The sequence below is a fragment of the Sulfitobacter sediminis genome (assembly GCF_040811725.1).
In the GTDB taxonomy this organism is placed as follows: Bacteria; Pseudomonadota; Alphaproteobacteria; order Rhodobacterales; family Rhodobacteraceae; genus Sulfitobacter; species Sulfitobacter sediminis.
This window is the reverse complement of sequence record NZ_JBFNXX010000045.1, coordinates 1-12,011: the sequence shown is the minus strand read 5'-3', so window position 1 is coordinate 12,011 and position 12,011 is coordinate 1. Positions and strand designations below refer to the sequence as shown.

Genomic DNA, 12,011 nt, shown 5'->3' with positions numbered 1-12,011 from the left:
ATGCGCAGGCGGGGCGTGGAGCTGAAGCTGCATCTCGGAGACGCACCTGCTGAGATCGACCGAACGCTCGTGCAGAATGTGGTCAACGCGCAAAAGTGGATGTCGCTGATCCTTGCTGGAATGACCTTTGCGGAGATTGCAAACGCCGAGGGCACATCGAAGCGGCGCATCCAGGATGTGGTTGATCTGGCGATGCTCGCACCGGATGTGCCCGATGCTATCGCTGCCGGTGAACAGCCGGAAGGTCTGACATCCGACTACCTGATCAAGACCGGTGTTCCGGCCATATGGTCAGAACAGCGCGCGCAGTTCGCGAAGCTGTAACCCAAGCTCCTCCAAAACATACCAAACTCGTACCGCCGGAATGGCAAACAGAGACTGCGGGCTGGAAATGGCCGGGTTTGCCCTCCACACGAGGTCTCACTGCGAACCCCCGTGCCCTAAGTGGCTGAACTTGCGCACTTAATGCGCGGGAGCGCGTCGTAAGCTGAAATCGAGGAAGTGTGTGGCTGTGCACGCAGTCCCGAGCCATCCAGTCTCCGCGAGAAATTCCCTGTTAACAGGGAAAATACAGGGAAATAGCTGAAATTTCCGTAGTTTCTGGTCGTTAGCGACCCAGATTTGCAGAGAAAACAATGCTTTGCGCCTGGAATCTCCAAATGGAATAACAGGGAATTTTTTCAGATTATCAGGGAAAAAGAACGGAAGATCAGGGAAGTTTACATTGTGAACCAACGCAAGTGCCGGAAAATCTCAGTATCCAGCAGCCTAAAGATTAGTCAGCATGACCTGCGACCCACTCTGAAGGCCGCGACGCGTTGCGGACGGTTAGGGTTTCAAGGCAAACCGGCCATTTCCCGAAAAAACATCCTGCAGAAATGTCGTTTGAAACGGGATCATGATCCTCCGCTCTTCATCCCACAGCCGCCATTTCAGCGATGCAATCGCTTCACACGGGCCAAGAGTCGCCTGGTTCCAACCACTTCCGATCGCATCATTGCAGGCCTTGAGATGATAGCACGGTATCCGCGTGTTATAGTGGTGCAGGTCGTGAAACCCGAAGTTCAGCAGCGTGAAATCAAACCATTTACCAAGCCTGAGGGAACTGGCGCCACTAAGCGCCGCGGTCCGAATGTTGAGACGATCGGGGCGCTCCCAGTGCGTGTGCTCGAAATTGTGCCCGACGTAGACGGTAAAGATGCCGAGGCTTCCGGCCAGAAAGCTCGCCGCCATCAGTGAAAAGAATGGCCACCATCCAAGGAACAAGACAATCGCCCCCCAGAACGAGAACATTGCGATGTTTTGCAACAGGACATCCAAGACGCTCACATCTTTAGTGTTTCGGGGCCATCGGTACCTTATGAAGTAGATGATAAACGGGCCCAGCAGAAAAAGCGTCAATGGATGGCGATAAATCCGGTAATAGATCTTTTTTGCGGTTGAAGCATTGCTGTATTCTTGTGCCGTCATCACAAAGATCTCATGGACATCTCGGTGGCGCAGGTCACTCAGATGCGCGTGATGCAGATTGTGATTGTGCCTGAGAACGCTGTGCGCAATGCCGGAAAAGACCGAGATGCCGTTTCCAACCCATGTGTTCAAAGGTCGGTGCGAAAAATAGCTGTAGTGCCCGCAATCGTGCTGGATCGAGTACAGCCGCAAGATACCCACTGCGATAAAGATCGTTCCCGCGACAAACGACAACAGCGATCCCGGAAAGAGTGCCGGAACAGCCAAACCGGCCAGCAAGATCGCGATGCTGATGACGAGTTCGGTCGAGGCCCTCTGATCATCGGGTCGAGCAAAATCGTGAGGAAATCTAATTGTGTGCATTCGAAAACCTCTATTTGAAGTTCGTCCCCTACAGCTAATAATCAGCGCCCGCCTAAAATGGGCTTCTATCAGAACTGATCACTCGGGCTTGCGGCATGCCGACAGCGGCGACCAAAAAAAGACCGCTTCGTTAGTACAGTACTCGGACACGCAGTTCCTGTGCAACATTGGTTGCCTGCCGACACAGAGTGCAATCAGAGGCTGTGGGAATGTGTAAGTTCAAGGAACATATACGGTTGCAGATTTTCTAGACGTCTGTGCCGCAAGAGCCGCGTCACACCGGCTACTCGCAAAATCGCGCCAAAGGCGCCTATCAGTGGGAAATAGTGTTTGTAGACACGATCATAGGAAAATCGTTCAATCATCCGATCAGACACTTCATGGCGGACGTTCAACTGGAACGGCGTTTCTAACAGGTGCCGCTTGATCTCCGACAAGCGCACAAAATTCAGGCTGTCCCACAGCCCATGCACACCATAGGTGTTTTCAACATAGGCAATGCGCCGTCGAAATATTCTAGCCAAGGTGGATTTCGAGGCGATCACCGGAAGGTTGAAATGGGGCTCAAAAGGAAAATCATAGTTTGGGCAAAGTACCAGGCATCGGCCACCTGGCTTTAAGAAGCGGGGCAGCGTAGCAAGAAAATGACGCCAGTCCCGGAGGTGTTCGAGCACATTGACCAGATAAACCAGGTCATACCGTTCGGATGGCTCAAAGTCCTCGTATGTCGTGCGGATGACATCTGCGCCCCGCTTCTGAAAATGCTCGAGTGGGGTCGCGATCTTGTCGAAGCCGTCTGCCAGGGGCTCGATACCCTCCAGTTGGATATTCGGGTTTTCTTTGCTCAGCATCGTCATCAGGATCGCGGCGCCGCAGCCGATTTCGAGAACACGCGCTCCATCCGGGAGGCCACGGATATCCTGCGCGAGATTTTGATGATGAAATCGTGCAGCGCTGATCCAGATGTCCTTCAGCGGGAAATCGAATGTCGCAAGGTCTTGTAAGACATCTTCTGTCACAGAAAGTCCTTTCTCGCGCGCGCATCTGATGCATACTAATGATGACATATCCAAAGGATGCAGGCGAGACAGGCCATGTGTTGGAGCGGACCGGCATCATTCGCGATCGCCGCGGTCGGTGTCGCGGCTACGGCCACGTCGATCAGGCGTGGCGACAGCCCACTGTTATGGGCCCCGCTCATGTACTTCACTGCCATCGAAGTTCTGCAGGGGTATTCCTACTCGTTCGTGGGGCAGTGCGCACTACCGCAAAACCAAGTGGCCGCGCTGCTTGCCTACATCCACATCGCCTTCCAACCGCTTGTTGTCTGTTGCTTTGCCGGGGCGTTCATACCGTCGGATGTGCGCAAGGTTTATCTGCCTGTGTCTATTGTCGCGGGATCTTTGGCCGCGGCGTACCTGCTAATACAGGTCTATCCTTTCGATTGGGCCGCACCGTGCCGATTGGGCCGTGTCCTATGCAGCGAAAAGCTTTGCGTCATGCGTGAATCCTGGCACCTGGGATGGCATATTCCGATGAACGATGTCGGTGAACGTGTGCCTGCAGCACTGCTTGGCGCACACGTCCAGTTAAATTTGCCGGTTTACACTTTGGTGATGTTCGGCCTGCCGATCCTTTTCGGGGCATGGCGGATTGTTCTTTACCAACTGGCAATCGGCCCCAGTTTCGCTTGGCTGACCACGGACAGCCCGACAGAGTTCCCTGCGATCTGGTGCCTGTTCTCTCTTGGGATCGTCATGCTCGTCGTATTTACACCCCTGAGGGACGTCATGCGCACCGACAAATGGCTACTCTGGGATTTACTGCGCAGACAGGCAAGAAACTGATGACCAAATCGGCTAGGGCCCGATGTCGATGGCTTTCCGTCTGAGCGCTCTAATCGACGACCTCATACAGCACCCATTCATTCGGCACGCCGCGCAGCTTCCGCGACCCGACCGTGACAAAGTTCAAGCCCGATCCAAGTAACAGTTCACGCACCGTGCTCGAAACCCAGACGGCTTCTGCCGGTGCCTGTTTCAGTACGCGTGCCGCAATCGCAATTGCGATGCCCGTAATGTCGTTGGCGGTCCGCAGGCACTCACCGGAATGGATCCCAGACCGGACCGAGAGGGAAAGCTGTTTAATTTCCGCCTGAAACGCCATGGCGCAGGCAATTGCGTCACTCGGCCGGTGGAACGTGGAAATGAAACCGTCTCCCAGAAATTTGAGAAGCGTGCCGTCAAAGCGGGCGACGGTGCGCATTGCGATCGCGTCATGGTGATTCACGATTTCACGCCACTTGGCGTCGCCTAGTTCGGCGGCCATTTCGGTCGAATTGACTACATCCGTGATCAGGATCGTGGTCAGAAAGCTCTTGTTACTGTTCCGAACGGCTGTGCGGGCAGGAACCCTCACCTCGTCCGGATCGTCTTTTGGAACGGACAAGAGCGCGGCCAGTGTGCCGCCCCTGCGCGGGTCATCCTCAAGGTTTGACGACCCGTCCGCCGGGGCAACCGGCACAGCCATATTCGCAACTTGCGGCGGCCGGGTCGACAACTCTTCTGTTTTGAAGACTGTAATCATGGTGACTCGCCCCCTGCGACTGATCATGGGAGTAACGTAGATGACGTGTTTCAACGCCACGCCACCAAGATGTTAACAGAATGTCGCCAGGACCGGTTTCTCGCAAGCAGCGCCTGTGCTCAGCAAGACTTTGCCTTCACAAAGAAGTAAGGTCTATCCAAGGTCTGCCGCGTTTAGGCGCTCGGACGTGCAGACCCGCATTACAAGTCGGGACATACGCCGTGAGAAAAAGGAACATATTGCTGGTTGAGGATGACGCGTCTCTGCGCGCTTTGATGACCGCGTTCCTTCGACCACATTTTTCCGTACTGCAAGCGTCCACCGTCGCCGAAGCTCGCTCTCTGCTCGCCGCGAAGTCCGTAGACCTGGCCTTGTTAGATCTAGGGCTACCGGATGAGGACGGGTTGGTTCTTGCACGGTCGATGCGCGCGAAATCAGCGTTGCCGCCGATCATCTTTCTATCCTCGCGCGACTCCGTCGACGACAAGATCAGTGGGCTCGATATCGGCGGCGACGATTACATCACCAAACCGTTCGATCCCGACGAGTTGATGTCCCGGATCAAGGCGGTCCTACGACGTGCCTCGTCAGAAAGTGATGCCGCTGACGCCAATGCACGCATACTCCTTGGTAGTGTCGAAATTGATCTAGATAGCCGACAGGTCTGGATCGACGGGGAAGAAACCGAAACCTTTACGCGCGCCGAATTCGATATTCTGGTTGCCCTTGTGAATGCGAATGGGCGGGTTTTGTCGCGCGCCATATTGCTGGACGCCATTGCCCTGTCACCCGAGCACGATGCGGGCGAACGGACCATCGACTCTCTCATCGCTAAGATCCGCAAGAAATTGTCGGTCGGCAGCGACGGAAAAAAGATCATCATCACGGTTCAGGGCATGGGATATCGGTTGGGTGTCGACCGGACATGAAGATGCAGGCTCACATATATGATGAACCTATCAATCCGGTTTCCCAGAAATTCGTCGAAGGTGAATTGGAGCGCAGGTATCGCGACTGGTATTTTGATTCGACCCGCGGCCAATTCCGAACGGCGTTGCTGTTTGGCGCGTCTTTCTACGTCATCTTCGCTATACTGGAGGTTTTCGTCCTGAAGAGCCGATCGTTCTCGGGCGCGGACCTAGCCGTCTGGCTGGCGCGGCTCACTATCATTTCTTTCATCTGCGGGCTTTTTTTCTTTTCGCACAGGATTCCCGCTCGGTCCCTGCCAATCGTGATATCGGTGGGTTGGTCCTTGATGTACCTGATCATATGGGCCGCCTTCGCCTTTTCCGAACAGCACGAATCCAAGGAATTCCTGTACCGCTTTGCGCTGATCAGTCTTGCGGGAACGGTGTTTCTTCCTTTCGTATTCTTGCATTCTGCGGCACTGCAATTGCTGCTTTTCATGCCGGTGTCCTACTATCTCATCTTCGACAATTCCGGAGCAAATGGGGACGCGGCGAGTTGGATCGCGCCCTCATTCGTGCTCTGTTCGGTCGTCCTGATGGGCTTGTATGCCAAGTACTTTTCCGAAAGGACGCTGCGGGCTAACTTCGTTCAGAGTATCCATCTGGAACAGGCCCGCCGGGATGCCGAACGCGCAAGCGATGCGAAATCGCAATTCCTGGCCACGGCCAGCCACGAATTGCGCACCCCGCTCAACGGGATCATTGGAAACATTCGGCTAATCAAATTGCGAGAGCTGGGCCACATGACGCTCAATCAGCGGCTGGACGAGATCGAGCGGTCGAGCCTCGCTATGAGAAACCTCATTGATGATGTCCTCAACATAGCAAGACTGGAAGAAAACGCGCAGGAAACCGACCTTGAGCCGTTCGATCTTTTGGAGATCTTCCAGGATCTCGAGGCCGTCTTGCGTCCGCTGGCCCGGTCAAAGAACTTGCAGCTGAACATCCCAAAATTCGACGAACAGATATTCGTGCTCGGAAACGCCGGACATGCGCGCCACATACTTCTGAATCTGCTTGGCAACGCGGTCAAATTCACAAACAAAGGGTTCGTGTCGCTGTCATTCGAACAATCACCTCATTCAATTGCCTTTACGGTCAGCGACACCGGTATTGGAATCCCAGACGACCAGCTCGACAAAGTCTTCGAACCATTTGCGCAGGCCACTAATGTCGACACTTACAAGGCGGGCGGGACCGGGCTGGGTCTTTCCATCGTTCACGGATTGGTTGCCTCACTCGGTGGTGAGTTGAAATTCGAGAGCAAGGAGGGCGAGGGGACGACGTTCCGCGTGATGCTCCCCTTCAAGATCGTCACGGATCGGCCCACCCGATCGGACTTGCCGGAATTAGCAAGTACGGTCGGCTCGCACCAAAACGTTCTGGTTGTCGAAGACGACCCCGTAAGCATGGAAGTGCTCAAGAGCCTGCTGGAAAGCGACGGTCATAATGTGATCACAGCGTCGACTGGTGCCGACGCGATCGACGGGTTTCGGCCGTCGGAAGTGGACTGCATCCTGACCGACATCCGCTTGCCCGATATGACCGGGATCACTCTGGCCAGCGAGCTGAAATCCATCGCGCACGCTAGTCAGCCTGAGCGCAAGACGGCGATCATCGCCGTAACCGCGAACGTCATGCCCGAAGACCTCGAGACCTATGCGGCAACCGGTTTTGATGCCGTCGTATCAAAACCTTTGGACGAAAGACTCCTCTACGGCGCCATGCGTCAGGCCCTCGAGCAGAATACGAGCTGTGCTTCTGCAGGGCCTCTGCCACATGCCGACCGGGCAGCACGAATGAGGGATATCCTCGGCAAGGATGAGTTCAAGAAGATTCTGGTGACGTTCAAGGAGACGCTGGAAGAGGACTACGCCAAACTGAAACAAGCGGCAAAAGACGGCCAGCGGAATAAGATGCAATATCTGGCCCACAAGATATCAGGTAGTGCTGCGAGTTTTGGCGAAACCGAGCTGGCCAAAGCTGCTATGACGGTCGAAGATCAGCTGAAGCGGGACGACACGGGCTCGGTCGCAAATGTGGGTCATGTACTCGAGCGATGCGAAAGCGTCCTTTCGCGGCTGAAAAGCAAAACGTCGTAATCGTACTGACTGGCGGGAACGCCAGTAGTCCTCCCGGCTGTGTTCCTGCGGGTCTTGCGCCTTCGACGGGCCCACATGGTCCCGGGTGCCAAGTCGATCCAGGCGATCCGCGAAGAAGCATCGATAGCCTGCACGGATGTGGTATGCTCGCGGTACGGGCCGCAGGCCTGAAAGAGAGGACAATTTAATGGCTTTCCGACTTCTGTCTTGCGACGGCGGCGGCGTCCGTGGCTACATTTCTAGTTCGCTGATCGCGCGGCTGAACGAAGCTACGAACGGCAAGCTGCTGAAAAACATCGACGGGTTCTCCGGCAATTCGACCGGTTCGCTCATCTCGATCGGACTGGGCGTCGGCGTGAATATCGAGACTTTGGTATGCATCTACCGCGATCACGCGGCGGAAATCTTCACGCCCAATAAGCTTCCTGTTGGGACCGCACCAAGTGTCGTGCATCCCGGTGAACCGGATAATCCTGACCTGCGAGCGGCTGGATTTCTGGGCTCGAAATACACATTCGAGGGGCTAAAACGGACGCTATCGGATTATCTCGGCGATCGGACCTTCGGTGACATAAATGACACAATGATTGCTGTGAACGCTGCTCGGCTCTGGAACGAAGAAACGACTCCTGCCCGCTGGACATCGGAGACACTGAACACCCATAAGGTGGGTAGTGACTACACAAACGTCCGGCTTGCCGATGCCGCAATGGCCAGTGCAGCTGCACCCATCTATTTCCCGCCACACGCCATCCCGGGCAGGGGCTTCTTCGCAGACGGCGGGGTCTTTGCGAACAATCCGGTACTAGACGGGGTAGAGGTGGCGCTGGAGGCTAGGCTTGCATCTGACGTGAGCGAGATCGAGGTGATTTCGTTCGGCACGGGGTTTGCGTCTGTCGGCATCGACACTGCCGATATCGGCAAAGCCACTTCCTGGGGCTCAATCCGCTGGCTGTGGCCGACACCCAGCGGATCGCAGGTGCCTCCTTTCCCGATCATCAACATGATGCTCCAACTCACGTCGCAGAACATCGGAAACCTGACTGCGCTCCTGCTCGGCGACCGGTTGATCCGTATCAACCCAGTGCTGGAAAGGGCCGTCATGCCGGACCAGTTCGACCGCGAGGATTATGAGATCATGGACAAGGCAATCGCTGACGCAACGGCTAGCCCGGCTTGGGAACGAGCCAAGGCGATGGTCGAGAATTGGTGACCCGGCTGCGCCCGGTCATGTGCCAACTTCCTTACTATGCGGACGGTTCGTTGACAGAACGGATTTGCACCGTTGATCGCGAGGTTGATATCTTCACCGTAAGGGCGTCGGGCAGGGTAAGACGCTTGTGAACTATCCGGATTGCGTGGAGGCGCTGTTGCGCCGTCGATAGCGCTTGTCTATGTCCTGATCTTCCAGAGAAGTGTTCACAAACTCGCAAGATAATCGATCAGGCGTTCATTGACCTCGTCCGATCGTTCTTGCTGCAACCAGTGCCCAGCTCCTGCCAGAACGTGGAGACCGCGCAGATCCGGAAGCGAGCTCCGCATGTCGGCGTGGGCTTCTGGTGTGTTTCCTGCGATCAGATCATGTTCGCCGCAGAGGTAGAAGCTTGGCTGCTCGATTGTTCTCCCGACAAAGGGTGCAAGCTGGGCAGTGATTGCGTCAATGTTACGATAATAGTTGAACCCGCCAGTAAACCCGGTTCGCTCGAACTCTGACACATAGAACAGAAGGTCCTCTTCGCTCAGCCATGAAGGCAGGTCGTCAGGAACCGTGAGGCAGGCGCGGATGCCACTGCCTCTGTCCATGAAACCGTCCCATTGCTTCTCAGGACCAATGTCACCGGAAGCGGAGTAGAGCAGGCCAAGCAAATAGCTTCGAATATCGGCTTCCGCCTCGGCTTCAGCTTGCGACCCTTCTGTGATGAACAGCCGATAATAGTCCCGTGCACCGCTCTGCGCCCGGTACATGTCCGATATTCTCACGCCGGGTGGAAGGGCGACAGGAGGCCTGAAAGGGACGCTCAATCCTGCGACTGCGCGGAAAAGGTCTGGACGCATCAGCGCGCTGTACCAAGCGACCGGTGCACCCCAGTCGTGGCCAATAATCACCGCTTGCTCGCCTCCAATCGAATTGATGAGGCCGACCATATCACCAACGAGAGACGTAATCGCATAAGCGCCTACTTCGCGCGGTTGGGAGCTTCTGCCGTACCCACGCATGTCTGGGGCAACAACGCGATAGCCTGCCTTTGCTAAAGCTCTCAGCTGGTGTCGCCAGGAGTACCAGGATTCAGGCCACCCGTGGCAGAGCAATACAATCGGGCCTTCACCTATCTCCACGTAGTGTTGGCGTATGCCATTGGCGATTACCGTGTGGTGGCCGAACTGATCGTTCATGTCATGCGCGCTGGAGAGACGCTGCGTTGGCATTTATGTTTTGGTGTGAAGCACATGTTTTTCCTTTGATTATTTTCTACTACAGACGCTGAAATGTATGAAACGTCTCCAGAGCGGCGGTTGAGAGATAAACCCCAAGTCGGAAGTGAACGAAGTCTCGAAACGTTAGCTCACCAACCGGCGCATATTTTCCCGTGCTCCTGGTGTTGCAGCGCTGAGCCGAGCCAGAACGGCCATTTTTTCTTCATCGGAAGGGTCCAACTCGGAAAGGGCGTGCGCCGAAGCATTCAGGCGGCAGGCCGCAAGCCAGTCGCTCACCCCGTCTATTTCTCCCAAAGCCAGCTCATTGAGGGAGGTCGTCAGACGCCGGTCTACCCAATCGGCGACTGTATCAATCATAGGCGTGACGCCGGTCGCCCGACGCTTCACTTCTTCGTCTTGGACGGTGGCCTCCAAATGTGCAATCAACGCCGCGCTGAAGGTTGGTTGTGTCATGCGGATCATCTGCAGATTGATGCGGCCGGGAGAGAATACAGGGGCGCGATCATCGATATTGGCTGCCGCAGCACTCGCAGCGCAATCGATGACAAGCGTATCACTCGGTAACGCCACTTCCCCCTTTTCCAAGATGAGGCGACCTGGTTCAGCACGACGGACATGGCCCATTCGGACGACGTTTTCCACCCGTGAAAGCGCGGTAACTTCGGCTTCAGAGGTCACCGCCTGATGCATCATTTCCGGCCAATGGTCCTTATCAAGTCGCAACCAGAACCCCTCGGCTTCCATTTCTTTCGCAAAGGCATCGAGGTCTGGGACCTCGGCGAGAATTTCCATCTGGCGTGCAACAGCGCCGATCATGTCGTCGAAAAACTCGATACCGGGTTGAGATATGCGCCGATTGAGCAACCAAGAGTCACGGGGTCGTACCCAGGTTATAGAGCCCGGATCCACATTATGGTGTAAAAGCCAAAGGACTGTATCCATTGCTGTCTTGCCTCCACCGATCACCGCAAAATTTGAGTAGCGGGCAGCCTGACGAGGCAGATCGTTTGGTGCAATGCAGGCAAGATCGTCGGCCACTTCGAAACGGCGACGATAAGTGAGAGGGATCTCAGTGCCGAGGCGGCGGCCATCCACGATTGCCCTTGAAACCTCCGGCCGCTCTGTCTCACCAGTCATCAGGTTGACGATCACGCCACCGTCATCGCGCCACTCTGAGAGGGGCCGCCAGGTGACACGGCCAGACGGCAAGAAAACCTCATCCATCAGCGCATGGAAGTAGGCTAGGACTTCAATCCCTGACGCGAGCTCGAAAAATCCGGCGTTGGGGCCAAATTCATTGATCCTGTCGCGACCGAGTGGTCGCGACATAACGCCGTAGTAACGTGAAGGTTGGTGTAAACGAACAAATGGATAGGCATCGTTCCAATGCCCACCCGGCGCATCTCGCGTATCCACGATGGCAAAGGTTGCGTCGGTTTCGATCAACATGGTGTCTACGAAAGCCATGGCAGAGGCACCACAACCAATGACGAGGTAGTCTGTCTTCATGGTTCTGGCCCTCGACAAAGTGCAATCTGACTATGCCACTATGCAATAATTCCGTGAGATTGCCACTTTTATCCCAAATTCGACGCGGTCGCAGACATTCAAGATTGTTGGAGACAACTGGCTTCGCGTTAGCCTTCAGCATACGGCAGACTAAGTGTCTTCTTTGCGATGAAACTTGGAAGAGCTGTGGCCATCAGACTTCTATTGAATGCTTTATCTGTCGAACATCTGACCCATCCCAAAGTGCGAGATGTTTTTCTCAGGTGGATGGCCTGATCTGACTGGTCCGACTTGATTGTTAGTGCATGACTGGCCTCGGGTCCATCTGGACGATGGTTTCAGGAGCCGGTGGCCGATAGCCGAGAGCGCTGTGGGGCCGCTTAGTGTTGTAGTGTTTCCGCCAGCCTTCGATGATGATCTGAGCCTCCCTCAGCGAGTAGAAGAGCTCTCGGTTCAGCAGTTCATCGCGGAACCTGGCATTGAAGCTCTCCACATAGCCGTTCTCCCACGGGCTGCCCGGTTCGATGAAGGCCGTCCTGGCTCCCACGGCTTCGATCCATGCCCGGACGTCTTTGGC

10 protein-coding genes and 1 pseudogene are annotated in these 12,011 nt (G+C 55.5%); 5 read left to right on the top strand and 6 right to left on the bottom strand.

Annotated features, from left to right (window positions below; genetic code table 11):
- Positions 1–324: pseudogene (locus tag AB2B41_RS22205) on the top strand (recombinase family protein); the annotation flags it as partial.
- 504 nt (positions 325–828) lie between these two features.
- Here AB2B41_RS22205 and AB2B41_RS22200 read toward each other — a convergent pair.
- Both AB2B41_RS22200 and AB2B41_RS22195 read right to left on the bottom strand, forming a co-directional pair.
- Complete coding sequence (locus AB2B41_RS22200; protein ID WP_367880016.1) at positions 829–1,833, bottom strand: fatty acid desaturase; 1,005 nt, start codon at positions 1,831–1,833, stop codon at positions 829–831.
- Between the two features lie 194 nt (positions 1,834–2,027).
- Positions 2,028–2,852 carry a class I SAM-dependent methyltransferase gene (locus tag AB2B41_RS22195; RefSeq protein ID WP_367880015.1) on the bottom strand — a complete coding sequence of 275 codons (825 nt, stop codon included), beginning with the start codon at positions 2,850–2,852 and terminating at the stop codon, positions 2,028–2,030.
- A 57-nt stretch (positions 2,853–2,909) separates the two neighbouring features.
- On the opposite strand from AB2B41_RS22195, the gene AB2B41_RS22190 reads away from it, so the two are divergent.
- Positions 2,910–3,680: a DUF5765 domain-containing protein gene (locus tag AB2B41_RS22190; RefSeq protein ID WP_367880014.1), complete on the top strand. Its 771-nt coding sequence runs from the start codon at positions 2,910–2,912 to the stop codon at positions 3,678–3,680.
- 49 nt (positions 3,681–3,729) lie between these two features.
- Here AB2B41_RS22190 and AB2B41_RS22185 read toward each other — a convergent pair whose 3' ends face one another.
- Positions 3,730–4,419, bottom strand: a complete 690-nt coding sequence (locus tag AB2B41_RS22185) for an adenylate/guanylate cyclase domain-containing protein (RefSeq protein WP_367880013.1) — start codon at positions 4,417–4,419, stop codon at positions 3,730–3,732.
- Between the two features lie 80 nt (positions 4,420–4,499).
- Here AB2B41_RS22185 and AB2B41_RS22180 point away from each other — a divergent pair, with 80 nt between their 5' ends.
- From AB2B41_RS22180 to AB2B41_RS22170, 3 genes are all read left to right on the top strand, one after another.
- The gene (locus AB2B41_RS22180; protein ID WP_367880012.1) at positions 4,500–5,348 is read left to right on the top strand and encodes a response regulator transcription factor; all 849 of its coding nucleotides are present in this window, start codon (positions 4,500–4,502) and stop codon (positions 5,346–5,348) included.
- Entirely contained in the window at positions 5,345–7,489 is a 2,145-nt protein-coding gene (locus AB2B41_RS22175; RefSeq protein ID WP_367880011.1) for an ATP-binding protein, read from the top strand. Before AB2B41_RS22180 ends, AB2B41_RS22175 begins: the two co-directional genes overlap by 4 nt.
- A gap of 187 nt (positions 7,490–7,676) precedes the next feature.
- Positions 7,677–8,702, top strand: coding sequence for a patatin-like phospholipase family protein (locus AB2B41_RS22170; protein ID WP_367880010.1), 1,026 nt, complete (start codon positions 7,677–7,679; stop codon positions 8,700–8,702).
- A gap of 206 nt (positions 8,703–8,908) precedes the next feature.
- Here the strand turns inward: AB2B41_RS22170 and AB2B41_RS22165 are convergent, their stop codons facing one another.
- The 3 genes from AB2B41_RS22165 to AB2B41_RS22155 form a co-directional block, all read right to left on the bottom strand.
- The gene (locus tag AB2B41_RS22165) at positions 8,909–9,883 is read right to left on the bottom strand and encodes an alpha/beta fold hydrolase (RefSeq protein ID WP_367880009.1); all 975 of its coding nucleotides are present in this window, start codon (positions 9,881–9,883) and stop codon (positions 8,909–8,911) included.
- A gap of 165 nt (positions 9,884–10,048) precedes the next feature.
- Positions 10,049–11,434 carry a hypothetical protein gene (locus AB2B41_RS22160; protein WP_367880008.1) on the bottom strand — a complete coding sequence of 462 codons (1,386 nt, stop codon included), beginning with the start codon at positions 11,432–11,434 and terminating at the stop codon, positions 10,049–10,051.
- A gap of 298 nt (positions 11,435–11,732) precedes the next feature.
- Positions 11,733–12,011, bottom strand: a 279-nt coding sequence (locus AB2B41_RS22155; protein ID WP_367880007.1) for an integrase core domain-containing protein, incomplete at its 5' end; no start/stop codon positions are given.

Bases quoted from the DNA above. Each gene is read 5' to 3' on its own strand.
- AB2B41_RS22200 (WP_367880016.1), bottom strand. From the start codon at position 1,833: ATGCACACAATTAGATTTCCTCACGATTTTGCTCGACCCGATGATCAG.
- AB2B41_RS22190 (WP_367880014.1), top strand. From the start codon at position 2,910: ATGCAGGCGAGACAGGCCATGTGTTGGAGCGGACCGGCATCATTCGCG.
- AB2B41_RS22185 (WP_367880013.1), bottom strand. From the start codon at position 4,419: ATGATTACAGTCTTCAAAACAGAAGAGTTGTCGACCCGGCCGCCGCAA.
- AB2B41_RS22180 (WP_367880012.1), top strand. From the start codon at position 4,500: ATGTCGCCAGGACCGGTTTCTCGCAAGCAGCGCCTGTGCTCAGCAAGA.
- AB2B41_RS22175 (WP_367880011.1), top strand. From the start codon at position 5,345: ATGAAGATGCAGGCTCACATATATGATGAACCTATCAATCCGGTTTCC.
- AB2B41_RS22170 (WP_367880010.1), top strand. From the start codon at position 7,677: ATGGCTTTCCGACTTCTGTCTTGCGACGGCGGCGGCGTCCGTGGCTAC.
- AB2B41_RS22165 (WP_367880009.1), bottom strand. From the start codon at position 9,883: ATGAACGATCAGTTCGGCCACCACACGGTAATCGCCAATGGCATACGC.
- AB2B41_RS22160 (WP_367880008.1), bottom strand. From the start codon at position 11,434: ATGAAGACAGACTACCTCGTCATTGGTTGTGGTGCCTCTGCCATGGCT.